A 25,194-nucleotide genomic window follows, 5' to 3' on the forward strand; every position below is an offset into this window, starting at 1 on the left:
ATTATTTTTTCAATCCTTTCTATTCTCTTACTCGCTAAAAAGGGGTGCAAAAATACAATTTAATTTATTAGAAAACAAGATATTGCAAATAATATCAAAATCCTTAATACTTAATTATTTCAAATTCGCTTCTACGATTTATCTGATGTTCTTCTTCAGTACAAACTTTACTTTCACAATTAATTAATGGTATAGATTCTCCAAATCCTTCGAACTGCATCCTTCTGGCATTTACATAACCAACCAACGCCAAATAATTACGGGTAGATTCTGCTCTTTTTTCTGATAAAACCTGATTATAAGAATCAGTACCCCTACTATCAGTATGAGAAGAAATCTTAATGTATACTGTTTTATATTTTTCAAGCTTTAAAGCAAAATCATCCAATACTTTTTTAGAATCAGCCCTGATATTCCATTTATCATAGTCAAAATAAATCGGAGGAAGATCAAAATACAACTTACCATTCTTTTCTATAACCTGTGGACCTACTTTATCGCTTAGTAATTGTTTTCGTAATTGTTCGGCAGTTAGCTCTTTAGGTGCTTTGATAACATCGTTATCAGAAGGAGAAACGCTTTCATCCCCTTTAGTCGTAGTGTTATCTGAAACAGTAGTGATCTCTTTCTCTAAATAGATAACATATGTTTCGTTTTCTTTTTCTTTAACTACAACAGGCTTTTCCTTGGTTTTGTAACCATCTGCTGAAGCTTTAAATGCATACTTTCCAGGAAACAAAGACAGTGTAATAAACTCTTTTTTGTCTAACGTATCTTCATATAACTGATCGTCTAAATCAAAAATTGTAATCGCTGCATTAGGAATATAATTATCTGTAGCAAAGTCCTTTACTGTAAAATTAGCCTCGTATTCCTTCAAAAATATTTCTCCAATCTGAGAAAAGGAATAGATATCATCTTCTGATTTGTTTTTTCTGTTTGAAGCAAAAAACCCATCTGTTTCATTATAATACGTTAGAGAAAAATCATCATAACTAGAATTAAGTGGAGCTCCCAAGTTAATCGGTTTTGTATACTTATTCTCTTTTAATTCAGAAACAAAAACATCCATCATCCCAAGTCCTAAATGTCCATTAGAAGAAAAAAACAAGTGCCCATCCTTTGATACATAAGGAAATTGTTCTCTGTTAGGAGTATTTATAGTCTCACCGAGATTGATAGGTTTACCGTATGTTCCATCGGCATTTATCGCTACGGAGTAGATATCAAAACCTCCATATCCACCAGGCATATTGGATGAAAAAAACAACGTTTTATCATTAGAAGAAATCCAAGGGTGTTCTGTAGAATAGCTTGTATCATTAAATGCTAATTTTTCTGGTGTCTGCCATACACCATCTACTTTTGTTGCTTTATATAAATGGACTGCATTAGTCCTTAGACTATCAAATTTCTTTTTCCCTTTTTCAGAATTACTTTTAGAGAAATATATGGTATTCCCATCCGATGTGAAACAAAAATTACCTTCATGTAGTTTGGAGTTTATTTCTCCTGAAATAGTCTCTATATCTGAAACAGGTGTATTCTTTTTATCCACTTTTACAGCGTAAATATCCAAAAAAGGACGATGTGTCCATCTATAATTTTTATCTAATACTCCATTAGGTTTTCTGTCTGATGAGAAATAAATGAGGCTATCCTTTTTAATCGCTCCAAACTCTGAAGCATCCGAATTAAAACCAACCGATGTTATAGTATAATCATCATCTTTTAGTTTAAAAGCTTCTATTTCAGAAATAGCATCAGACTTATTAAATTCTTTTCCTTCATTTTTATAATATAGAGCTAAGAAATCAACTGCATTTTCATACTTCCCTAATGCCGATAATACCTGATGCATCATAAAATTGAAAGCGTTATCATAACTCTTATCTTTTCCATAAAATTTGCCTGCGGTCAGAACCTTTAGATATCGATACGCCTCTTTAAACTGAAAGGTGTTATAATAAGATGTAGAAATATTCTCCAGAATATGTTTAGTGTGCCCTTCTTGATTCAATTCTTCTTCATACTGTAAAGCTGCATTGACATAATCTCCATTTTCGAAAAAACGATCCGCTCTGCTTTTTCTTTGTGAAAAAGTTATCTGCGTAACCATCAATGCTAATACAAGTAGTATTTTAATTTTCATAATCTAGTAAAATCTTGGAGATGTATATTTATTACCGAATTTGAGTAAGTCGAAGTTATAGAGTAAAATAACTTCATGACTCCCATTATTATAACCGCTTAGTTCGCTCGTACTAAAATCATATGAATACCCTACTTTAAGATTTTTTGTGATGTTAAAACCTGCTAATGCAATAAATGCATCTTCATAGCGATACGAAACTCCTAACTCGAATCTATCATAAATCAGAGAGTTTAAAGAAACATCAAATGTTAAAGGAGAATCCAATACTTGTTTGATTACCATAGAAGGTTTTAATTTAACCTCATCCACCACATCAAATACAAAACCAGTTACTGCGTACAAATGTGTTTTTGACTGCGAGACTCCAATTCCATTGATATCAACATCATTTGGCAATAAATTAGGAGACGAAATACCCGCATAAAAATTATTAGAAAATAAGAAAAGACCAGCTCCAAGGTTAAGCTGTAATGAAGAATTATTGTCTGCAAACGCGGGATCATCTGCCACATCAGAACCAGAAGCATCTAATTTAAAACTATTAATACCGGCTTTTAATCCGTATGAAAGTTTAAAACGATCCGAAATACGAGTAATGTATGCAAAATCTATATTGAAAAAATTGTTATTGGTTCGAATTGCTTCACCAATTTGATCATTTACGTAATTAATACTTAACTCAATCTTTTCATTCAATGGGATATTTCCGAAAACATTTGCTGTTTCTGGTGAACCATTAATCCCGGTCCATTGTTTTCTATATAGTAAACCAGTAGAGATCAACCCTGGTTGATTTGTTACATAAGCAGGGTTAACCGTGCTCATATTATACATATATTGAGAATATTGTGGTTCCTGCTGTGCATACAATACCGAGCAGAAAACTATCGCTATACCAAAAATAAATCGTGATTTCATTGTTTATCTGCTTAGGTAAAAACTTCCCTGAATTGGAAAATTGTTTTCAAAATTGGGAGTAAAAATATAAAAGTAGGTGCCTGAAGGCAGGTCATCCCCTAATCGTAAGGAAACATTGCTCTCTCCTCTAAACGGTTCGGTATTGAGATTACCTTCATAAACTGCAGCTCCGTATCTGTTATAAATTTTTAAATCAAAATCCGGAAAAGCTACGGGAATATTAAACTCACCTTCTATAAACAAGTCAAAAGTATCATTTTGGTTATTTCCATCCGGTGATACTCCATCCTGAAAATCCAATGTACATAAATCTCCATTAGAAAATCGCTCTCCCATATTCAATATATTAATATTGACGGTTACTCTTTCGGATTCGCAATTATCAGCATCTACAGTTGCTATATAAAATACTTGATTATCAAATAATAATGGATTATCAATTATTGGCATATCACTTTCCAGGGTCGGATACCAATTATAATTTAACACATCCACTTCTATATCATCTAATCTTTTTGCATCCAGAATACAAAACTCCTGATCCGGTACGTTGGGCTCCGGTAAATCTATAATTTGTACTTCTACATTTAGCGACGATTCATCACAAGGAGCAGTATTTGGTATTACATATCTAAAATTATATATTTTGTTGATTTCGTTATCTGGATTAGGTAGTAAATCAAACTCTACAACTCCTTCTGGTGTTAGTGCTCCAGTGTTTTCTATATCCTGAAAACTTCCTGTTCTTGGTGTATCATTATCTAATATTGTAAATAAATTGACCCGCCCGTCTATCTCACAAAAAGAATCACTTCTATCATTACCTATCTGTACAGGGTCGACTATATTTATAGTCACCGTTGCCTGGTCCATTCCCGAACAACCATCATTTCCTTCGACTGTATAAATATAATCACCGGGACCAAGAATAGGTAGCATTATATCCGAAGCATCGAATATACCCAAATGATCAGGTGAGGTATATCCAAAAGGGCCTGTCCAAATTCCAGTAGTATCCGGATTACCTTCCAAAAGATCAAACAGAGTTAAGGTTAAATTATCTGAACACAGTGTTATGCTTGTTCCATTACCTGCATTGGCTTCTTCAAATACTGTAAATGATAAAACTGCTTCATCCGTACATCCATTAATCGTATTTGTGGTGTAGGTAAATGTGAAAATTTGAGAATCAGTGATTGGAGGAATAGTAAATAAATTATCAATACTACCACCATCTGCATCAGTCCAAGTTCCTGTTGTTGCAATCGGGGCACCATTAGATTGGAGTTGACTTCTTAAATCAATGGTTATATCTGTTTCACAAAAAGACAATCCACTGGTGTTTTCTCCGGCATAATCAAAAGGAAATATCTCTACAGTTACCAGAGCGGTTTCGACTTCACAAGGGTGCTCACAGTGGTTTGGGTTAACTAATGTGATAAATGGGTTACAAACTTCCGGAGGTTCTTTACAATTAATTTTGGGGCTTACTCCGTATTCAAAAACATATGTTCCGGGCGTGGCTCCATTTGTAACCACAAAACCTTCGTGACTAAAATCAATTGAACCCTGATCAATTAATCCAAGGTTTGATGATCCTGAAACTAATCGCCAATTCACATAATTTTCATTAGTGTAGATAAACTCAGTATTATTCTCTGTAGTAAAAGTCAACAGGTCAAACAAATTTACACCACCTGGTTCACTTGCACAGATCTGAAAAGGAGCATCTTCCTGACTAAAGGGTCTTAGTTGTTCATAAAATGTAAATGATACTGCGGTACTATCACTTCTACAAACAGCAGATCTTTGATTTACTTTATAATAAAAATTAAAAGTTTCACAACCGTATCGTAAATTATTGCCGTTATCTATCAAATCATTATAAACAGCTCTCAAATTAATGATAGAATCCTGCTCGTTAGAAATCTGTCCAGTTGGATCTTCATCCGGTAACCATATCCCTTCAATATCTTCATTACGCAAATATTCGTCATCCCGAAGGTTAATATCCTGATCATATACACCAGCTAACATATCATCTTCGCAAATATCTGTTCCTTCAGAAGCACCTGAATCTACCTGTCTAATCATAGATACCCTAACTGTTGTTTGGGCATCGGCATCACAAGGACCAATCCCTGGGACGGTATATGTTAATTCAAAAACCTCTTGATCTACTAATGGTAATCCGGGCTGATATGGAATATCAACCAATAATGAAGATTCAAATATTGCAACAAAATTTGGACTGGAACCATTATAAGACCAAGTTCCATTTAAGTGTGGAGGCGGAAACGCATTATCAGAAACCAAAGTATTAAATAGATTAAATCCTCCTAATCCACAACCTTCAGCATTTACGTTTAAAGTACCGAAAGAAGGTAATGCCACACCTGAATATGGTCCTAGAATAATGTTTATAGTTAAAGCGATGTCATCCCCACAATCCGAATTTCTTAACTGAAACGTATAATCATTTATAGTTTGTGTTTCGGTAGAACGTTGTAATGCCCAAGTAGCAACATTACCGGTAGATGGATCTAAAGCAACTGTAAATCTAGGATCTACGGACCAAACACCATTTTGAATAGTTAGACCGGTTATAGCGGTATATTCATCGTAAAGATTAACAATCCCATCTGGATTACCATCATTATCAAAATCGATGGTTTCCATATCACATATTGATATGGTTTGGGTTTGGTTACATTGAGCTATCGCTGCGCCAAAGCTTCCAAATACTATCAATAAAATAAATAGTAATTTTGTTTTATATGTTTTCAAAATTTATTGGTTTATATGTAAGTGTCGTAATGCTGGTATTTGTTATCATCAAAAAACAAAAAACACGACATAGAATATTTAAAAGTTGGCAAAACTATAAAAAAATGTTAATTAAACCAGATTAAACGATAAAAAACATATTGAATTCACAACACACCTATGTGTATTTATCCTCTTGATTTTAAAACTTCTACAATATCATTGAGCTTATACCCTTTTGCCTGGAGCAAGATCAAATAATGAAAAAGCAGATCTGCACTTTCGTCTAAGAACAATTTTTCGTTATCATCTTTAGCCTCTATAACCACTTCTACAGCTTCTTCTCCAACCTTTTGAGCTACTTTATTAATTCCTTTTCTAAACAATGAAGCCACATAGGACTTTTCATCATCTTGATTTTCCTTTCTATTTTGTATCGTGTTTTCCAGTTTCGTAAGAAAACCAAAAGACTGTTCGTTACTTTCGTTCCAGCAGGTATCTGACCCTTTATGACAAGTCGGACCGACAGGATCAACTGTTATCAGCAACGTATCTTTATCACAATCATTCTTAATCTCCACTAGATTTAGGAAATTTCCGCTCTCCTCACCTTTTGTCCACAACCTGTTTTTGGTTCTACTAAAAAAGGTAACCTTTTTTGTATCTAACGTTTTCTGATAGGCATCTGCATTCATATAACCCAGCATCAAAACATTTTTGGTAGTTGCATCTTGAATAATTGCAGGAACAAGTCCGTCGTTGTTTTTATTAAAATTTATTTCCATTATTCTATTACTAGCTTTTAGATTCCAGCCTCCGCTTGAAAGACAAATCGTTTATAATCTTACTGGAATGTCGTTTGATCGTAATTCCTTTTTTAAATCTTTTATTTCTATTTCTTTGAAATGAAAAACACTCGCCGCAAGAGCCGCATCTGCTTTACCTTCTTTAAAGGTGTCTACAAAGTGTTGGATATTTCCTGCACCACCAGAGGCTATAATCGGAATATTCAACTCCTCTGATAATCTAGCTAAAGCATCATTTGCAAAACCGTCTTTGGTCCCATCATTATCCATAGATGTAAACAAAATTTCTCCTGCCCCTCTATCTTCCACTTCTTTTGCCCATTCGAATAAATCAAGCTCTGTTGGTACTTTTCCTCCTACCAAATGCACTTTCCACTCGCCATTAATTTGCTTGGCATCTATTGCAACGGTAATGCATTGGCTTCCGAATTTTCCCGCTAAATCATTAATCAACTGTGGGTTTTTCACAGCGGATGAATTTACGGATACTTTATCTGCTCCATTCTGAAGCAAAATATCAACATCTTCGATAGATGAAATCCCTCCACCAACAGTAAAAGGTATATTTACTTTTTCTGCAACGTGCAATACTAAGTTCGCTAATGTTTTTCTCCTTTCTTCGGTGGCAGAGATATCTAAAAACACTAATTCATCAGCTCCTGCTTTAGAATAGGCATCAGCTAACTCTACAGGATCACCTGCATCCCTTAAATCAACAAAATTAACTCCCTTTACGGTACGCCCATTTTTGATATCTAAACAAGGTATAATTCTTTTTGTCAGCATTTCTTTGTTAATAGTTTATAGTTATTAGTTGTTGCTTGATTATTTATGTACTGTATACTATTTGACAACCACTAATTACTTATTCATTTTTAATATTAAGGTCTATACCATCATAAAAACCTAAATCTTTGTTTTTCAATTGTTTTGTCCAAAAAGCTATCTGTCCCGTATGATATGATAAATGTTCTGTTACATGAATCGCGATGCCTATTCCCGAAAAACTAAATCCTTGTACTTCTCTTTTTCTCATTAATTCTGAAAAAGAACAGTCTAACAATGTTGTTTTTGCTTGTTCAACTGTATTCTTAAGTTTTGATAATAGCTGTGCTTTAGAGAAACCATCCGAAGCTTTAAACTCTACATCGCGATCACGTTTATCTTCTTGATTACCTAGAGACGCAATAGCATACTGCGTAATGTTTCCACATAAGTGTAATATCAAATTACCTATACTATTGGATGACTCATTAAACCGTTTCCAGATGTGGTCTTCAGACAATTGCTCAAGGCTTATAGTAATCATCCTGACACTTTCATCTAACCTATAGATGATTTGTTCTTTAAACTCTTTTGCTATTTCCTTATTCATAATTACCTCTTCAAGATACCTCACAGGTTTTTAAAACCTGTGAGGTATCTTAACTTAAAATGTAATTCTCTAGTTGCTTCAAACTGATTCGGTTTTCATAAATTGCTTTTCCGATAATTGTTCCTTCACAACCAATCTCAGCCAACTTTGGTAATTCATCAAAAGTTGAAATGCCTCCAGAAGCTATTAATTTAATTTTTGAAGTGATTTGAGAATCGTTAGTTATAACCTCGCATTGATTCAATATTTTTTTATACAGCTCAAACGAAGGTCCTTCTAACATTCCGTCTTTACTAATATCTGTGCAGATTACATATGAAACTCCTTCTTTTTGATATTCTTTAACAAAAGGAATCAACTCTTTATCGCTTTCTTCTAACCAACCACTGACAGCAATCTTTTCATTTTGTGCATCTGCTCCCAAAATAATCTTATCGTTACCAAATTTTGATAACCAAGATTTAAAAATATCAGGATTCTTTACAGCAATACTACCACCAGTAATTTGACTCGCTCCACTATTAAAAGCTATTTTTAAATCTTCATCGGTTTTTAAACCGCCTCCAAAATCAATTTTTAAGTTTGTTTTAGACGCTATTTGCTCTAGTATTTTATGATTAACAATATGTTTGGACTTTGCTCCATCTAAATCTACTAAATGTAAATATTGAATTCCGTGGTCTTCAAACTCCTTGGCAACTTCTAAAGGGTTTTCATTATATATTTTCTTAGTATCATAATCTCCTTTGGAGAGGCGAACGCATTTTCCGTCTATGATATCTATTGCTGGTATTATTCTCATGTTTAGTTAATAGTTGTTAGTCTTTAGTTGATAGATTCAAGAAAATTCTCTAGAATTTTTGAACCTGTAACACTACTCTTTTCAGGGTGAAACTGGGTTCCATAGAAATTATCTTTTTGTAGAGCAGTACTATAAGTAACTCCATATGTTGATTGGGCAATGGTTTCTTCCATTACGGGTGCGTAATAGCTATGTACTAAATAGATATATTCTTTTTCTTTTACCCCTTGAAACAATGGAGACTTTAATGACTCAATCTGATTCCATCCTATTTGCGGGACTTTTACACCGTGATTAAATCGAACTACATCAGTATGAAAAATCCCTAATCCTTCAGTATCTCCTTCTTCTGTGTAGCTACACATCAACTGCATCCCTAAACAAATTCCTAAAACAGGTTGCTTTAATTGAGGTACTAATGTATCTAAACCTGAGGCTCTGAGTTTTTTCATAGCACTACTTGCCTCACCAACACCAGGAAAAATAACTTTATCCGCAGCTTTGATTTCCTCAGGATCATCGCTTAAAATCGCTTCATACCCTAATCGTCGAATTGCGAATTTGATGGATTGTATATTTCCTGCCCCGTAATTTATGATTACTATTTTCAATTTGATTTTAGATTTGTGATTTTAGATTTGTGATTTCAGATTTACGAGATCTTAATTCGTAATTCGTCTATCTTAATTCGTAATTAACTAAAGTATTCCTTTCGTACTTGGTAAAAACATTTTATTAGCATCTCTTTTCACTGCCATCTTCATAGCTTTGGCAAACGCTTTAAAGATACCTTCTATTTTATGATGCTCGTTATCTCCTTCTGCTTTAATATTTAAATTACACTTAGCTCCATCTGTAAATGATTTAAAAAGGTGGAAAAACATTTCTGTTGGCATATCGCCTATTTTCTCCCGTTTAAAATCGGCATCCCAAACCAACCATGGACGACCTCCAAAATCAACTGCAGCCTGTGCTAAGCAATCATCCATAGGCAAACAAAAGCCATAGCGTTCGATTCCTAATTTATTACCCAAGGTTTTATGAAACAATTCTCCCAATGCAATCATTGTATCTTCTATTGTATGATGCTCATCCACGTGTAAATCTCCATCCACTTGAACCGTTAAATCCATTGCACCATGACGCCCGATCTGATCTAACATATGATCAAAAAAATGTAACCCTGTAGAGATATCATTTTTACCAGAACCATCTAGGTTAAGTTTAATAAAGATCTTAGTTTCGTTTGTATTTCTAGTAATTTCAGCTACTCGATCTTCCAATTTTAAAAATTCATAAATCTCTTTCCAATCTGTAGATGTTAATGCAATACTTTCGGCGATAGCATTTGTATCAGTCTCTATTTCATCTGCTCCCAGTTGTGGATCTTCAGACAAAAAGATACCTTTTGCACCAAGGTTTTTTGCCAATTCCATATCCGTTATTCGATCGCCTAAAACAAATGAGTTTTCCAAATCATACTTTTCTTTATCAAAATACTGAGTTAACAAACCGGTTCTAGGTTTTCGAGTATTTGCATTTTCGTGTGGAAATGTTTTATCAATATGAACCGCATTAAATACTACACCTTCTCTTTCGAATGCAGTCATTATTTTATTATGAGCTGGCCAAAACGTATCTTCCGGAAAGGAATCTGTTCCTAATCCATCTTGATTAGTGACCATTATCAATTCATAATCTAATTCATTAGCAATTTTAGCCATATACTGAAAGACCTTTGGATAGAACTCCAGTTTTTCCAAACTGTCCAATTGATAATCTACGGGAGGTTCTAAAACCAAAGTACCGTCTCGATCTATAAATAATACTTTCTTTTTCATAAGCCCTTACCCTAGTCCTCCATTACAAACAGAAGAAATAAGGATTTTTTTATAATTCTTTTAAAGCTTTTATTAATTCGTTATTTTCAATTTCTGTTCCTACGGTAAGTCGCAAGGTGTTTTCACAAAGCGGTTGTGTTGTTCTGTTACGTATAACAATACCTTTCTTTAATAATTGATCGTATCTCAAATTGGCGTTATCTACTTTTACTAAAATAAAATTCGCATCCGTTGGATATATTTTTTCAATAAAATCAATCTCAGACAATACAGTCGTAAGTTTTTTTCTTTCTTTTAAAATATTAGCCACCTCTTCTTTTACCTGATCTACATTTTTTACTCTTTCTAATGCTCTTTGTTGGGTAAGCTCATTAACGTTATACGGAGGTTTAATTTTGTTCAGGATCGCGATGATATCTTCTGAAGCATAACATAATCCTAACCTGATACCAGCCATACCATATGCTTTAGACAATGTTTGTGTGATGATCAGATTTGGATACGTTTCGATTTTGTTAATCCAACTTTCTTTTGATGAAAAATCAATATAAGCTTCATCGATAACAACCAACCCTTGAAAATTATCCAGAATATTGACAATACTATCTTCTGCAAAAGAATTGCCGGTTGGGTTATTGGGAGAACATAAGAAGATAATTTTGGTATTGGCATCCACAGCTTCTAAAATCTCGGATACATTTGGCTCAAAATTTTGGGTTAGCAACACTTCTTTTTCCTCAATGTTATTAATGTTTGCTAGTACCTTGTACATTCCATAAGTTGGTGGCAATGTAATTATGTTATCTACTTTAGGTTCGCAAAAAGCTCTAAACAAAAGATCTAATACTTCATCACTTCCATTTCCTAAAAGTATATTTTGTGACGAAACTCCTTTTTGACTTGCCAACACAGACTTTAAACTGCGCTGTTGAGGATCAGGATATCTATTTACCCCGTTCTCATAAGGATTTTCGTTAGCATCCAGAAAAATCATTTCGGAGCCATCAGAAACGTATTCATCCCGTGCTGAAGAATACGGTTTTAATCCTTTTACGTTTTCACGTGTTATTCTATCTATGTTGAATTGTATTTTGTTCATTTTCTATTATCATCCTAAACTGCTTTCAGGATCTCATATTTAATTTTCTAACCTTAATTTAACAAGTTTATTCCAAAAACCTTATCTAATATGACCACTATAATTCCTGCTGACAGAATAAATATTATAAATGTAATTATTAAGATTAATAAGAATTTTATAAATTTCCATAAGATTCTACCTAATGAAAGATTACATAACCTTTTATAAGTAAATGAATAATAAAAAATTGCAATTAAAACATTTGACGTAAATATGTACGGGTGAATCATTAATGCGATTATAAACAAAAAAGTAATTGTCATCATTGATAATCCTTGTACATAACAGTTAATTACCAAATGCTCTGCAAAGTTGTATTTCTTTCTTCCAAAAACTAGAAATGCTATAAAAGTATACACCGGCATTAATAGAAAAGCGGAAAGGTTAAAATATTTTAGCAGTATACCTTGCGTCTTTTTTTGACCCTCTATTTGCTCCTTCATAAAAGCTTCAAACGCTTTCTCCTCATTTTCACTTTCTAAATTTTTGAGGGAATCGTTTTTTTCTTTAGCACCGTCAAATTGAAGTCGATAAAAACTTTCACCAAACATTCCAGTTGAAAACTCAGTATACTTATCTGAAAAAGAATTAAAAACGAGCGTCGCAATAGTAAGACCGATTAAAAGAAACGTAAATGGAGGCATAAATTTCTTCCGAACTCCATCAATGTAATCCTTAGCAACTTTATCTGGTGCTACCACCATTGTTCTTAAGGTTCTTAAATACGTATTATCCCAACCAAAAACCTTATCAAGGAATTCCAGAAACATTCTCTTCACGGTAAGCCTTTCTGTAACAACTTTTGCGCCACAGTCCTGACAGTAATCCGCTGTTTCAGCTAAAGCATATTCACAATTTTTACAACTCATCTTTTTACATTCAATTAACCAAAACGTATCTAATCTTTCAGACTATTCAATCTTATAGTAACAGCATTTTTATGTGCTTGTAATCCTTCTGCTTCTGCCATGATCTCTATAGCATTCCCTATACTCTTAATTCCTTCTTTTGATATTTTCTGAAATGTCATAGATTTCATAAAACTATCCAAATTTACTCCGCTATATTGTTTAGCATATCCATTAGTTGGTAGTGTATGATTCGTACCTGAGGCATAGTCTCCAGCACTTTCGGGAGTGTAATTACCAATAAATACAGAACCTGCATTGATAATATTATCCACATAGAAATCCTGATCTGCCACACACACTATAAAATGTTCAGGACCGTACTCGTTGATTAACTCCAATGCTTCTACATCACTTTCTACATAAATCAGTTTAGAATTCGCAATAGCCGCCTCTGCAATTTCCTTTCTTGGTAACACATCACATTGACTCGTTACTTCTTTTTCTACTTCTGAAATAAGTTCTTTTGAAGTCGATACCAGAATCACTTGACTATCTTTACCGTGTTCTGCCTGACTTAGCAGGTCTGAAGCGACAAATGAAGCATTTGCTGTATCATCTGCAACTACTAGTAACTCGCTAGGACCAGCGGGCATATCAATAGCAACTCCAAATTTTGTAGCTAATTGTTTAGCCACAGTAACAAATTGATTTCCTGGACCAAAAATTTTATATACTTGTGGGATAGTTTCTGTCCCAAACGTCATTCCGGCAATTGCCTGGATTCCTCCAACTTTAAAAATTTTAGTTACACCACAAAGATTCGCAGTATATAAAATAGCCGGATTGATTTTTCCTTCTGTATCAGGAGGAGAGCATAGAACTATTTCGGCACAACCAGCAATATTTGCAGGAACTGCCAGCATCAATATCGTAGAAAATAATGGTGCTGTCCCGCCGGGAATATATAATCCTACTTTTTGTATGGGTCTTTTTTCCTGCCAGCAACTAACTCCATTTGTAGTTTCCACAGATATTCTATCGGTTTTTTGCGCAGCATGAAAAGCTTCAATATTAGATTTGGCAAGTACAATAGCTTCTTTAAGTTCTTTGCTTACTAATTGCTTAGCCTTATCGATTTCTTCTTCAGAGATTAATATCGAATCTAAGGAAACCTTATCAAATTTCTTGGTATATCGATTAATAGCTTTATTTCCTTCTGCTTTCACTTCTTTAAAAACACTCAATACAGTGTCTTCAATATCTGCCACCGTTTGTGTAGGTCGTCTTAGAATTTCTGACCAAGTATTCCTTTCTGGATTGTATATTTTATTCATAACCCCTCACCTTAATCCTCTCTCCAAGGAGAGAGAACTTAGGTATTTGTTTTAATTATTCATTAGATCGTAATTCGTATTTCGTATTTCAAAAATCATAATACCATTTTCTCGATTGGGCATACCAAAATACCTTCTGCTCCTTCAGCCTTTAGTTCATCTAGAATATCCCAAAACTTATTCTTTTCTACCACCGTATGGATAGAGCTCCATCCTTTTTCTGCAAGTGGAAGAACGGTTGGGCTTCGCATTCCCGGAAGAATATCTACGATTCGGTCAATTTTATCATTAGGAGCATTGAGCAATACATATTTAGAAGACCTGGCCTTCAGTACTGCCTGTATTCTAAATTGTAACTTTTTTAGTATAGCTCTATTTTCATCGCTAATTTTTGGAGAAACAGCCAATACTGCTTCTGAGGTCAGCATCACTTCAACTTCCTTTAGATTATTCTTAAACAAAGTACTACCACTGGAAACTATATCACAAATAGCATCAGCCAAACCAATATTTGGGGCAATTTCTACAGAACCTGAAATCTGGTGCAGATCAGCAGTAATGCCTTTTTCTTTTAAATATTCATTTACTGTATTGGGATACGAGGTAGCAATTCTCTTTCCATCAAGGTCTTTGATAGAATTATATTCAACGTCTTTAGGAACCGCCAAAGAAACTTTACATTTAGAAAAATTCAATCTTTCTGCAATGTCTATATCTTTACCTTTTTCAACTAAAACATTTTCTCCAATGATGGCAATATCTACCACTCCATCTCTGAGGTATTGAGGAATATCACCATTACGAAGGAACATCACTTCCATAGGGAAGTTTCTGGTGGCTGCTTTTAGTTGGTCTTTTCCGTTATCGATTGAAATCCCACAATCTTTTAAAATCTGAACAGAATCCTCATTAAGTCTTCCACTCTTTTGAATCGCAATTTTAATTTTTGACATTATCTTTTCTATTGTTGTGTTTGGTCAGTTCAAAACAAGTTTTAAAATAAAAAACCCGTTTGAAAATGCTCAAACGGGTTATTATATATGATTTACTTATACACATATCAACTTACCACGCCTGGGCGAGAATGTAAGAATGATGATGATGTAAAAGAATATTATTCATTGTCTTTTGAAATACTGTGCGAATTTATAAAAAAATTTTTTTTCTAAAATGTATTTCAGCTAAAATTTTTGCTATTCATCTTTTTTCAAATCATAAATCACTCTATCATAATAATTTAATTAAAACATTTTTATAACTTTAATAGAATAACACTAATCATCAACATATGAAAAATTTAATTTCGTTCCTTATTTTTATCTTATTCGCCTTGTTGGGAATGTGGTGGTACTACTCCTGTAATTGGTGTCTTGGAGATAGAAATAAGGGATCTTCTGTTATGGAAGAATCTATTGATCCCGAAGCCGAGGCAAAAGCCAAAAAGGCTTATGAAGATAGTCTCGAGTTAGCTCACGGCTTTTATGCTAAGGATATCCAAAACGCAGATGTGTTTAGATATCCCGAAAATCTCAGAATCAATAATATCAATGGTGACATTTATATTCCAAATGGTATTCAAGGCTTTGAGGCCAAGATAGCAAGCTATCTCGGACAAAATCAGGATCAGGAGTTATTAGTGTACGGATATGAAACAGCAACAGAGAACACAAATCAAAAAGAACTTGGACTAGCTAGAGCGAACTATCTAAAAGACTTATTGATAAAAGCCGGAATTAATGGAGATCGCATCGTAACTAAAGCGAAATTATATGACTACGACTACGATACTGATGGAAATTACAAAGGAGGTATTCTTTTGAATTTTGCCAAAATAGATGAATCCAGATTGAAAGAAATTGAAAAGGGAATAGCTAATAAAACCTTATACTCCGATTTTGGATCTAAGGATTTTAAACCAGATGCTACATTAAAAAATTACGCTTTGGAACTTAAGAACTATTTGATCAAATATCCTAACAAAAAAGTATTAATAACTGGACACACGGATAATGTTGGTGATGAGGTAGCTAATCAATCTATAGGGCTGCAGAGAGCACAAAATGTTCAAAATTATCTGGCTACACAGGGTATCGCTTTAGAAAAACTTACTGCTGAATCTAAAGGAGAATCAAGCCCGATTGCTCCAAATGATACCGAAGAAAACAGGGCACAAAACAGAAGAATAGAAATAATTGTAAACTAAATAACTACGACTATGTTAGATTTTTTAAATGAAGCAAACTGGATATGTCTAATAATATTACTGTTTCTTGCATTCTTGCTTGGGTGGTTTTTATCTAGATGGAGCCTTAAAAATAAATTTCAAGAAAAATTAGATCAATGTTTAAGAGAAAAGGAAAAACTTAGAAATAGTAAATACCAAAAGGCAAATACTACTTTCGTTGCCCCTATTTCGACTAGAACCGATGATACAACTAAAGCCATCACATCTGGTGAAGTCGAATCAAAACCTGATGTTGATGATGATAAACCAAAACTAAATTTTGATAGCTTTGGAAAAGCAGATGAATCACAAAAAGATGATCTTAAATTGATTAGTGGTGTTGGTCCTTTTATTGAAAAGAAATTAAACAGCATTGGTATTTATACTTTTGATCAAATAAGCAGATTTACGAAAGAGGATATTGATACTGTGACTGACTTGATACAGTTTTTTCCAGGCCGTATCGAGCGCGATAACTGGACTGCCCAGGCAGAAAAACTGAAAAATAAATAGAAAGTATTACTACCTTTTTAAATAGCCTTTGTGCATTGCATCAACAAAGGCTATTTTTTGATCTAAATAGATAACAAAAAAGTATTAGATTTACGAAATCTAACTAATCTCTCTTTTATGTCATTATCTAATTTAGATTGGATCATTATTATCTCCTTTTTCATCATTTTTGCTATTATTGGAATTGCTGTTTCAAAGAAATCTGGTAAAAATGCCAAAGAATTCTTTCTATCAGGAAGAAATATGCCTTGGTGGTTGCTGGGTATTTCTATGGTGGCTACCACATTCTCTGCAGATACTCCTAATCTTGTTACGGATATCGTAAGACAACACGGAATTTCTGGTAATTGGGTATGGTGGGCTTTTTTACTTACCGGTATGCTCACAGTTTTTGTGTATGCAAAATTGTGGAGAAGATCTGAGGTTTTAACAGATTTAGAATTCTATGAAATTAGATACAGTGGCAAAGCTGCTGCATTTTTAAGAGGTTTTAGAGCAATTTATCTTGGAGTATTTTTTAATGTAATGATTATGGCTTCTGTTTGTTTAGCAGCTATAAAGATCGGAGGTATATTGTTTGGGTTACCGCCACTACAATGCGTTTTATACGCTTCTGTAATAACAGTGATTTACAGTGCGTTAGGAGGTTTACGCGGTGTTATATTTACTGACTTCCTGCAGTTTATAGTTGCCATGGTAGGATCCATAGCAGCTGCCTACTATTTGATCAATCTCCCTGAAGTTGGTGGATTGTCAAATTTATTGCAACATAGCAACGTAAGTGACAAATTAAATTTCTTACCGGATTTTAGCGATACTAAGTCTCTAATTCCATTATTAATCATACCGATTGCTGTTCAATGGTGGAGTGTCTGGTATCCCGGTGCAGAACCTGGAGGAGGCGGATATATAGCCCAAAGAATGCTTTCTGCTAAAAATGAAAAGCACGCAATCGGAGCTACGCTGTTGTTTAATATTGCACATTATGCATTAAGACCTTGGCCCTGGATATTGATTGCCTTAATTTCATTAGTGATATTTCCAGAATTAACGTCTATACAAGAAGCGTTTCCAACCGTTGATCCAAATATCGTGGGACATGATTTGGCCTATCCTGCTATGTTAACAAAATTACCAAGTGGCCTATTGGGTCTTGTAGCTGCCTCGTTGGTTGCAGCATTTATGAGTACCATCTCAACACATTTAAATTGGGGCTCCTCTTATATTGCCATTGATTTTTATAAGCGATTCATTGCACCAGAAGCAAGTGAAAAAAAATTGGTAAACATTGGACGTCTAAGTACAGTGATTTTAATGTTTTTTGCGGCGTTGATAGCATTAGCTTTAGAAAGTGCTTTAAGCACATTTAATATTCTTTTGCAAATAGGAGCCGGAACAGGATTAATTTTTATTTTAAGATGGTTTTGGTGGCGCATAAACGCCTACAGCGAAATTACAGGTATGATTGTTTCATTTGTAATTGCACTTTGGTTTGAATTTGGTCACGAATCTGTATTTGGTTCCCGACTTGAAGGATATCAAGAATTAGTAATTGGGGTCGTTTTTACTACCCTAAGTTGGATTTCGGCTACATTGATAACCAAACCAACAAATAACAATACTTTGAGCAAGTTTTATAATAAAGTAAAACCATATGGAATTGGATGGAACGGTTTTAAATCTAAGATCGCCCAAACCGATATCACTTTGGATAAAACTACTGATAAATTCACGGTAGATCTGGCTTCTATGTTATTAGGAGTTTTACTGGTATATTGTGCACTATTCGCTACAGGATATTTTATTTACGGAAATATGACAGGAGCCTTAATTCTTTCTGCTATTACAATTACAGCAGTTTTAGTATTACTAAAAATTAGAAAAAAGTAAGTATTCATCAAATCATAGATCTGTCTGTCTTTCTCACCGTATTACTTGCTATCAGCTTTGTTATTATTAACTAAAGTGTCAAATAATCTATCTATCTGTAAAGGTTTCCATAAAAAGCCATCAAAATAGGTTAAATAATCATCGTTATTAACGGCAGTGACATCTGCGGTAAGAGCATAGATTGGTGTTTGTTGATTATCTAATGCAGAACCTCTAATCAATTTGGCTGCGTCAAATCCGTTCATTCCCGGCATATGAATATCCATTAAAATAAAGTCAACTTTTCCTTCCTTTGCAATTTTTACAGCGTCTTGACCATTTTTAACACGCTTTATATGAATCCCCCATTTTTTTAATAACTGCCCCATTACTAAAGCATTTACTTCATTATCTTCTGCAAGAATGGCAATTTTACCAGATAACTGACTTGTTTGTTTTGGATCAATTTTTACGATGGTTTGTGCTTGTTTCAATACCAACGAAAATTGAAAGATAGAGCCTTTACCTTTTTGACTAGCTAACGTCACCTTACTCCCATACAACTCTACTATTTTCTTAACAATCGCGAGGCCGAGACCAGTTCCACCATTATTTCTTGTAGTGACCGTAGAAGGAATATAAAAACTATCAAAAAGTTTGACCTGTTCTTCTTTGGCAATACCTACGCCTGTATCTTTCACACTAAAAGAAATGGTATCTTTACTTTTTAATGAAGATATTAATTCAATATCTATACTCACAGACCCTTTATTAGTATATTTTATTGCGTTGCTAACCAAATTACCTAGAATTTGGAACAATTTAGTCTCATCGAGTATATAAAATTTACACAGGGCCACATCAATATGAACATTTAAATCAATTCCCTTTTCAAGAGCCATTCCAACATAAGTTTCTTTAATATTGTAAATAAGCTCTTCAAAATTAACTGAATGCATTTCTAGTTCCATTTTATCAGAATCTAGTTTAGAAAAATCTAAAATATCATTGATAATACGCATCAAATTCTTTGATGAAAATTGTAAAGAAGTTAATAGCTTTTGATCATCTGCGTCTGCCCTTTCTTTTAGCAAAGAAATAATACTTGTAACGGCATTAAGTGGTGTTCTTATCTCGTGACTCATTGCAGAAAGGAACGCTTGACGCATATTTGCAGTCTCCTCTGTTTGCTTTTCTTTTAAAATAATGGCTTCTTTCTCACGACGAAGATTTTCTTCTTGTTGTTCGTATTTTATTTTTGAAATACGTTCATAATTTCCAATTACCTTTAGCGTCTGAGAGTTAATCGAGGCATCTTTCTCGATTAAGTAGTTTTCAAGATACTTTAGTGCTTTTTTATGATCGTTATCAGCTCTATAAATTTCATAAAGAAGATGACTAGCTTTAAATTTTGTTCTGGAGAGATTATATTCTTCACCAAAAGCTACCACCTCTTTCAATATATCTTTGGCTTTTTCTTTCTCTCCCGTTTCAAGATACAATTGTGCTAATTTATGTTTGGTCATACCTATACCAAAAACCTCGTTGTATTTTTCATGCTTTGATAAGGCCTCTTTAAAGTCTATGTTGGCTTTATCATATTCTTTTTTGTAGTAATATACCTTTCCCCGACCATAAATAGCAAAAGCAAGTCCACGATCATCTCCTGTTTTTAATTTGAGTGCTATTGATCTATTTATCATTTTGAAAGCCTCCTCAGGCTTGTGTTTTTTAAGCAAAATTCCCGACATCGGATTGTATACATTAGATTCCAGATTCCAGTTTTTACATTTTTTTGCTGTTTCAATAGCTATTCTGTACGCTTCTGAGGCACTGTTTTCATCTCCTAAAATTTCATAAATGGTACCCAATGATTTTTGTGTACGGGATTGATTATACCAATCATCATATTTTTGATAGATAACTAAGGCATCAATCAGGTAAATCATCCCAAGATGATAATTGTTTGTTTTATAATGAATACCCGCTATACTATATTTTGCATCAGCTACACCTCTTTCATCGCCTAATGTTTCAAAACAGATAATTGCTCTTTCTGCCAGACATAATGCCTCATTACCTCTACCAGAAATCATACTAAATAAAGAAAGCATATTTAAACTTTTCCCTATAGATAGTTGATCACCAATTTTTTCACTTAAATCTAATGCCTGGGTAGCAAGATTAGTACTTTCCTTAAGATTGTTAACTCTTAATTTAAAGGATTGTTCTAGTAAATCGTTAATTTTGGATAATGTTGTATCCTGTCGTTCGTTCATATGGGGTAAATACGGCTTAAAGTTCTTACCAAAAATATTTTGAAAAAAGGTTTAAAAGAGGACTGTCGGAGCTAAAAATACGTTTTTTTTGAGTTTAAAATAAAGAAACGCTGTTTTTTTAAGGTATAATCAAAAGATAATAAGATAGTTAGATATACTTATTTCACCATAAAGCAGAAACTTAAAACTATTTTTATGGTGTTGATATCTGTTTCGTTTCTGAAAAATCAAAAGTTTCATAACCTTACACTCACCCGAATGTAGATACAAAAAAACCATCTTACACTTTTGGCAAGATGGTTACACTTGAAATCAGCAATATTATTTTTATTGATTACCCAAAATTAAAGGCATCCCGTCTTTTCCAGAACCTACTATAACAACTTTTGCGTTAGACGATTTTGCCAACTCTAAAGTGGCTTGAATTCCTTTTTCCTTAAGAATCTTATCTGTTAGTGATGCACTAAGTATTTGATTAGCAACTGCTTTACCTTCTGCATCAATCTTTTGCCTTTCTGCTTCCTTTTGTGCTTTGGTCAATTTAAACTCATACTCCAAAGATTCTTGTTCTTGCTTAAGTTTACGTTCAATCGCTTCTTTAATTGTTGGCGGTAAAGTAACATCACGCACCAGCACTTCATTTAGTTGAACATATTGATCTCCAACAATTTTCTTTGTTTCCTCATAAATTTCTTTCTGAATAACATCTCTTTTACTAGAATACAATTGCTCTGGAGTATATCTACCTACCACACTACGCGCTGCAGATCTTATGGTTGGTAATAATATTCTTTGCACATAATTTTCACCTTTTTGTTGGTGCAATAATCCTAATTTCTCGTACTCTGGTTGAAACCAAGCAGATGCATCCAGTTTTATCTCCAGACCATTAGAAGAAAGTACCTGCATTTTTTCAAAAACTTCTTGCTGTCTTACTTCGTATACAATCACTTTATCCCAAGGTAATACGAGATGAAAACCTTCTCCTAGTGGAGGTTCATCTGTTACAACTCCACCTCCAAACGTTTTATATAATACCCCTGCTTCTCCAGAGCCTATAGTAACTGTTGATTTTGAAATAAAGACAATCGTTAATACAATAATAATTAGAATAGGTAATCCTATTTTAGGTAATTTTTCCATAATAAATGTTTAGTTTTTTAAATTTTAAATAAGCCCATTATATTTTCGCATAAACCACTCTATCGCTAGTAAGAATATGATAATCGCCAAAAGATACTTCCAATCTATTAAAGATACGATATTTTCTTTGCGTTTCTGGACCGGTTGATATCGCTGATCTTCAATGAGATCCTTAATCACAATATCATTTTGATTCAAAAAGTAGGCTTTTCCTTTCGTATTAGTCGCTACTTGTCTAAGTTTTGTTACATCTGCATTCAGTAATTGTTGTTCTACATCGTAGTCTAAAATAGTAAAACTACCTGAGCGTGAAATATTTTCGCCTGTTACAGAAACCGTAAAATCATAATTACCAGAAGATAGATTACTAAGATCCGCCTCATACGCATTGTTTTTTAATAGCATCGGTATCGTCTGTGATATTTCTGTATCCTTATTTTTTACCACGATTTTAAGACTTCCTCTACGATCAAATTCATAGTTTTTTGTAAAATATTCAGCCTTAATTTTGATACTGGCATTACCATAATAAAAGGATTCTGAAATAGTATTTAATCTACTTTTACGCTTATTGGAAGCTAAATACTGTAGTAATTTTCCGAAGAAATCATCAAAACTTTCAAAATTCTTATTATCCAAATAATTTTGTGCCCTCCATCGCCATATACCTTCTCCAAACAAAACTGCTTCTCTTATCCCATTCTCCTCGATAGTAGCTAGGAGAGGTTCTTCGGTCTTAATATTATCAATGTTTCTATTTAGTAAAACATCAAAAGAGGCATTCATGCGTATCTCTCCAAATGTACCTATTAATGGTGGATATCCATCAAAACCTATATCTTCTGACAAAAATGTTCCATAATTAGCATTAAACCTAGGGAGATAATATTCTGTTTGCCTTGTTATTTCTTGCTTATATGCATTTTGAATACTGTTAAGAAATACCCAATCAGTTTTGGAACCTGTTATGGTAAAGAGATTCTTTCTTGAAGATTCTATCTTTTCATAAACACCATTAAATTTTGTGTTTGGTTGATATAATATTACTAATTGATATTCGTCTATATCTTGAACTTCGGATGGTTTGACAATGCTCAGACTTCTTCTTTCATTACTTTCAATACTTTTTTTTATCGCTCCCAAATCCGGATGTACGATATCGCTTACTAACAATATATTTGTTTTTTGATCAATTACTTCTACAGCAAAATCTTTGCTATTGTTAATCGTATTTTTCTCTCCGTCTAATGGAATTAATTTTGCGCTATACTTTAACACTCCCGCAGTACCAGCAGCCAATGTAAAGTTGATAACTTTAGAATTATCCTCTTTAGAAAAAGAAACTGGCGCTGTGTATATTACATTTCGACCTGATTTTATTTCTAATCTCGTATTTACATCCTTAGTACCTGTATAGGTTAGAATTACTTCTACAGGAAATCTATTTTTGAGGTAGGCATACCGATTTACATTAAGTTGTTGGATTTTGCTATCCATAACTTTTGCAGTATCACCCACAACAATAGGATAAATCTGTTGTTTATAAGCATTACTTTTAAATTGATAGTCTCTTCCATATGTCTGATTTCCATCAGTAATTAATAATATAGGCGCCGTAGAGTTTTTATATATTTGATCAAGATTATCAAGAGCTTTAGAAATATTAGTCTGTTTCTGATCAAATTTTAGAGATAGGGTATCGCTAATCTCATCAGAAAAGGAATAATACTGGATATTAAATCGATCCGCAAGGTCATCACTAGATTGCATATCGTTTATCAACTGAGATACAGATTGACCTTGACCTAAATGTTTTATTGAAGATGAATTATCAACCGCTACTACTAAGTTTGGCTTTTGTATATAGTAGGTATTGTTTCTAAAAGTTGGATTAATTAATAAAACTAACAATGCAAGTACACTAAGGAAACGTAAAAAAGCAAAGAACAGATTTCTTTTGGTTCCGTTCTTTGCTTTGTATACATATTGAAAAAGTGCAATAACTAATGCTACTATTACTGCTGCTATGATCAATCCTATGTTTTGTATCTGCATTCTTGTTAATTACGATGTAAATTTTTCGGGTATATTGAAACCTTTTTCTATATTAAAAGATAGTTAATTTCAACCCTGAAAATAATCACATTTAATTAAAAAGGTCTTAAACTTATTAAAAAACTCTTCGAAATCGTTTGTCACAGTTTGAGAACCCTTTTTAGGTAAGCATTCCTCCGTCTACATTAAGGACTTGTCCAGTAATATATGCACTTAGGTCACTTGCTAAGAATAAACAAGCATTTGCAATATCTTCTGGAGCTCCTCCTCTTTTTAAAGGAATTGCCTTTCTCCATTCATCTACCACTTTTTCGTCTAATTTTCCGGTCATTTCAGTTTCGATAAAACCAGGTGCTATGACATTACTCCGTATGTTTCTGGATCCTAATTCTAAAGCAACTGATTTGGAAAATCCTATAATACCGGCTTTAGAGGCAGCATAATTTGCTTGACCTGCATTACCCTTTACACCAACCACAGAACTCATATTGATAATACTTCCGCTACGTTGCTTAAGCATTGTTCTTTGTACTGCCTTGGTCATATTGAAAACGCTCTTAAGATTGACTTCGATCACTTTATCAAAATCTTCTTCGCTCATTCTCATTAATAAATTATCTTTCGTAATACCCGCGTTGTTAACCAGTATATCGATACTCCCAAAAGTTTCTAAAACATCTTTTATCAAGTTTTCAGATTCTTCATAACTAGCAGCATTACTTCGATATGCCTTTGCTTTAATACCTAAATCATTCAATTCTTTTTCTAAATCCTTTGCTGCATCTACAGAAGAACTATATGTAAATGCAACATTCGCACCCTGTTTTGCAAAAACCTGTGCTATTCCTTTTCCAATACCACGAGTTGCTCCAGTGATAATGGCAGTTTTACCTTGTAAGAGATTCATTCGCTCTATAATATTTTTTTGGTATACCATACCATACTACATATGATATATGTGATTTTGTGTTTTCAAATATAAGAATTACTAATAGGTCACCAACAATAAAACTTTCGATTTCTCTATGCTTTTATTAATAAAAGCTTTATTCCAAATTTTGCCTAAATCTTGTGTAGCGTAATTTGACTCTGTAGAAAGCTAATAATAGGATCATTATTATT

20 protein-coding genes are annotated in these 25,194 nt (G+C 33.5%); 3 read left to right on the forward strand and 17 right to left on the reverse strand.

Annotation, left to right across the window (positions count from 1 at the left end; translation table 11 throughout):
* Positions 1 to 103: 103 nt before the first annotated feature.
* From ACE94K_RS16115 to hisG, 13 genes are all read right to left on the reverse strand, one after another.
* Entirely contained in the window at positions 104 to 2,152 is a 2,049-nt protein-coding gene (locus tag ACE94K_RS16115) for an OmpA family protein (protein ID WP_378174543.1), read from the reverse strand.
* A gap of 3 nt (positions 2,153 to 2,155) precedes the next feature.
* Positions 2,156 to 3,073 carry a type IX secretion system membrane protein PorP/SprF gene (locus ACE94K_RS16120; protein WP_378174546.1) on the reverse strand — a complete coding sequence of 306 codons (918 nt, stop codon included), beginning with the start codon at positions 3,071 to 3,073 and terminating at the stop codon, positions 2,156 to 2,158.
* Between the two features lie 3 nt (positions 3,074 to 3,076).
* Positions 3,077 to 5,860: a gliding motility-associated C-terminal domain-containing protein gene (locus ACE94K_RS16125; protein WP_378174549.1), complete on the reverse strand. Its 2,784-nt coding sequence runs from the start codon at positions 5,858 to 5,860 to the stop codon at positions 3,077 to 3,079.
* Between the two features lie 167 nt (positions 5,861 to 6,027).
* Complete coding sequence (hisIE, locus tag ACE94K_RS16130) at positions 6,028 to 6,624, reverse strand: bifunctional phosphoribosyl-AMP cyclohydrolase/phosphoribosyl-ATP diphosphatase HisIE (RefSeq protein ID WP_378174552.1); 597 nt, start codon at positions 6,622 to 6,624, stop codon at positions 6,028 to 6,030.
* Between the two features lie 51 nt (positions 6,625 to 6,675).
* On the reverse strand, positions 6,676 to 7,431 hold the full coding sequence (gene hisF, locus ACE94K_RS16135) for an imidazole glycerol phosphate synthase subunit HisF (RefSeq protein ID WP_378174554.1): 756 nt from the start codon (positions 7,429 to 7,431) through the stop codon (positions 6,676 to 6,678).
* Between the two features lie 79 nt (positions 7,432 to 7,510).
* Positions 7,511 to 8,020, reverse strand: coding sequence for a DinB family protein (locus ACE94K_RS16140; RefSeq protein WP_378174557.1), 510 nt, complete (start codon positions 8,018 to 8,020; stop codon positions 7,511 to 7,513).
* Between the two features lie 49 nt (positions 8,021 to 8,069).
* Positions 8,070 to 8,822 carry a 1-(5-phosphoribosyl)-5-[(5-phosphoribosylamino)methylideneamino]imidazole-4-carboxamide isomerase gene (gene hisA, locus ACE94K_RS16145; protein ID WP_378174560.1) on the reverse strand — a complete coding sequence of 251 codons (753 nt, stop codon included), beginning with the start codon at positions 8,820 to 8,822 and terminating at the stop codon, positions 8,070 to 8,072.
* A 23-nt stretch (positions 8,823 to 8,845) separates the two neighbouring features.
* Entirely contained in the window at positions 8,846 to 9,433 is a 588-nt protein-coding gene (hisH, locus tag ACE94K_RS16150) for an imidazole glycerol phosphate synthase subunit HisH (protein WP_378174563.1), read from the reverse strand.
* A gap of 87 nt (positions 9,434 to 9,520) precedes the next feature.
* Positions 9,521 to 10,663: a bifunctional histidinol-phosphatase/imidazoleglycerol-phosphate dehydratase HisB gene (gene hisB / locus ACE94K_RS16155; RefSeq protein ID WP_378174566.1), complete on the reverse strand. Its 1,143-nt coding sequence runs from the start codon at positions 10,661 to 10,663 to the stop codon at positions 9,521 to 9,523.
* 49 nt (positions 10,664 to 10,712) lie between these two features.
* The gene (gene hisC, locus ACE94K_RS16160; RefSeq protein ID WP_378174569.1) at positions 10,713 to 11,762 is read right to left on the reverse strand and encodes a histidinol-phosphate transaminase; all 1,050 of its coding nucleotides are present in this window, start codon (positions 11,760 to 11,762) and stop codon (positions 10,713 to 10,715) included.
* A gap of 53 nt (positions 11,763 to 11,815) precedes the next feature.
* Positions 11,816 to 12,673, reverse strand: coding sequence for a DUF3667 domain-containing protein (locus tag ACE94K_RS16165; RefSeq protein WP_378174572.1), 858 nt, complete (start codon positions 12,671 to 12,673; stop codon positions 11,816 to 11,818).
* Positions 12,674 to 12,702: 29 nt separating this feature from the next.
* Positions 12,703 to 13,989, reverse strand: a complete 1,287-nt coding sequence (hisD, locus tag ACE94K_RS16170; protein WP_378174575.1) for a histidinol dehydrogenase — start codon at positions 13,987 to 13,989, stop codon at positions 12,703 to 12,705.
* A 95-nt stretch (positions 13,990 to 14,084) separates the two neighbouring features.
* Positions 14,085 to 14,942, reverse strand: coding sequence for an ATP phosphoribosyltransferase (hisG, locus tag ACE94K_RS16175; protein WP_378174578.1), 858 nt, complete (start codon positions 14,940 to 14,942; stop codon positions 14,085 to 14,087).
* 335 nt (positions 14,943 to 15,277) lie between these two features.
* Between hisG and ACE94K_RS16180 the strand changes: the two genes are divergently transcribed.
* The 3 genes from ACE94K_RS16180 (at position 15,278) to ACE94K_RS16190 (ending at position 18,616) form a co-directional block, all read left to right on the forward strand.
* Positions 15,278 to 16,192: an OmpA family protein gene (locus tag ACE94K_RS16180; RefSeq protein ID WP_378174581.1), complete on the forward strand. Its 915-nt coding sequence runs from the start codon at positions 15,278 to 15,280 to the stop codon at positions 16,190 to 16,192.
* 12 nt (positions 16,193 to 16,204) lie between these two features.
* Positions 16,205 to 16,726 carry a hypothetical protein gene (locus ACE94K_RS16185; RefSeq protein ID WP_378174584.1) on the forward strand — a complete coding sequence of 174 codons (522 nt, stop codon included), beginning with the start codon at positions 16,205 to 16,207 and terminating at the stop codon, positions 16,724 to 16,726.
* A gap of 117 nt (positions 16,727 to 16,843) precedes the next feature.
* Positions 16,844 to 18,616 carry a sodium:solute symporter family protein gene (locus ACE94K_RS16190; RefSeq protein WP_378174587.1) on the forward strand — a complete coding sequence of 591 codons (1,773 nt, stop codon included), beginning with the start codon at positions 16,844 to 16,846 and terminating at the stop codon, positions 18,614 to 18,616.
* Positions 18,617 to 18,657: 41 nt separating this feature from the next.
* On the opposite strand, the gene ACE94K_RS16195 is transcribed toward ACE94K_RS16190, so the two are convergent.
* From ACE94K_RS16195 to fabG, 4 genes are all read right to left on the reverse strand, one after another.
* Complete coding sequence (locus ACE94K_RS16195) at positions 18,658 to 20,874, reverse strand: ATP-binding protein (protein ID WP_378174589.1); 2,217 nt, start codon at positions 20,872 to 20,874, stop codon at positions 18,658 to 18,660.
* A gap of 327 nt (positions 20,875 to 21,201) precedes the next feature.
* A complete protein-coding gene (locus ACE94K_RS16200) occupies positions 21,202 to 22,017 on the reverse strand; it encodes a prohibitin family protein (RefSeq protein ID WP_378174593.1) in 816 nt (271 codons plus the stop codon).
* Positions 22,018 to 22,041: 24 nt separating this feature from the next.
* Positions 22,042 to 24,072: a vWA domain-containing protein gene (locus ACE94K_RS16205; RefSeq protein WP_378174595.1), complete on the reverse strand. Its 2,031-nt coding sequence runs from the start codon at positions 24,070 to 24,072 to the stop codon at positions 22,042 to 22,044.
* A 160-nt stretch (positions 24,073 to 24,232) separates the two neighbouring features.
* Complete coding sequence (gene fabG / locus ACE94K_RS16210) at positions 24,233 to 24,979, reverse strand: 3-oxoacyl-[acyl-carrier-protein] reductase (RefSeq protein WP_378174599.1); 747 nt, start codon at positions 24,977 to 24,979, stop codon at positions 24,233 to 24,235.
* Between the last annotated feature and the right edge of the window lie 215 nt (positions 24,980 to 25,194).

This window comes from Aquimarina besae (assembly GCF_042434905.1).
In the GTDB taxonomy this organism is placed as follows: domain Bacteria; phylum Bacteroidota; class Bacteroidia; order Flavobacteriales; family Flavobacteriaceae; genus Aquimarina.

What these genes read in the sequence shown, in the direction of transcription:
- ACE94K_RS16115 (WP_378174543.1), bottom strand. Translation starts at nt 2,152, where the DNA reads ATGAAAATTAAAATACTACTTGTATTAGCATTGATGGTTACGCAGATA.
- ACE94K_RS16120 (WP_378174546.1), bottom strand. Translation starts at nt 3,073, where the DNA reads ATGAAATCACGATTTATTTTTGGTATAGCGATAGTTTTCTGCTCGGTA.
- hisIE (WP_378174552.1), bottom strand. Translation starts at nt 6,624, where the DNA reads ATGGAAATAAATTTTAATAAAAACAACGACGGACTTGTTCCTGCAATT.
- hisF (WP_378174554.1), bottom strand. Translation starts at nt 7,431, where the DNA reads ATGCTGACAAAAAGAATTATACCTTGTTTAGATATCAAAAATGGGCGT.
- ACE94K_RS16140 (WP_378174557.1), bottom strand. Translation starts at nt 8,020, where the DNA reads ATGAATAAGGAAATAGCAAAAGAGTTTAAAGAACAAATCATCTATAGG.
- hisA (WP_378174560.1), bottom strand. Translation starts at nt 8,822, where the DNA reads ATGAGAATAATACCAGCAATAGATATCATAGACGGAAAATGCGTTCGC.
- hisB (WP_378174566.1), bottom strand. Translation starts at nt 10,663, where the DNA reads ATGAAAAAGAAAGTATTATTTATAGATCGAGACGGTACTTTGGTTTTA.
- hisC (WP_378174569.1), bottom strand. Translation starts at nt 11,762, where the DNA reads ATGAACAAAATACAATTCAACATAGATAGAATAACACGTGAAAACGTA.
- ACE94K_RS16165 (WP_378174572.1), bottom strand. Translation starts at nt 12,673, where the DNA reads ATGAGTTGTAAAAATTGTGAATATGCTTTAGCTGAAACAGCGGATTAC.
- hisD (WP_378174575.1), bottom strand. Translation starts at nt 13,989, where the DNA reads ATGAATAAAATATACAATCCAGAAAGGAATACTTGGTCAGAAATTCTA.
- hisG (WP_378174578.1), bottom strand. Translation starts at nt 14,942, where the DNA reads ATGTCAAAAATTAAAATTGCGATTCAAAAGAGTGGAAGACTTAATGAG.
- ACE94K_RS16180 (WP_378174581.1), top strand. Translation starts at nt 15,278, where the DNA reads ATGAAAAATTTAATTTCGTTCCTTATTTTTATCTTATTCGCCTTGTTG.
- ACE94K_RS16185 (WP_378174584.1), top strand. Translation starts at nt 16,205, where the DNA reads ATGTTAGATTTTTTAAATGAAGCAAACTGGATATGTCTAATAATATTA.
- ACE94K_RS16190 (WP_378174587.1), top strand. Translation starts at nt 16,844, where the DNA reads ATGTCATTATCTAATTTAGATTGGATCATTATTATCTCCTTTTTCATC.
- ACE94K_RS16195 (WP_378174589.1), bottom strand. Translation starts at nt 20,874, where the DNA reads ATGAACGAACGACAGGATACAACATTATCCAAAATTAACGATTTACTA.
- ACE94K_RS16200 (WP_378174593.1), bottom strand. Translation starts at nt 22,017, where the DNA reads ATGGAAAAATTACCTAAAATAGGATTACCTATTCTAATTATTATTGTA.
- ACE94K_RS16205 (WP_378174595.1), bottom strand. Translation starts at nt 24,072, where the DNA reads ATGCAGATACAAAACATAGGATTGATCATAGCAGCAGTAATAGTAGCA.
- fabG (WP_378174599.1), bottom strand. Translation starts at nt 24,979, where the DNA reads ATGAATCTCTTACAAGGTAAAACTGCCATTATCACTGGAGCAACTCGT.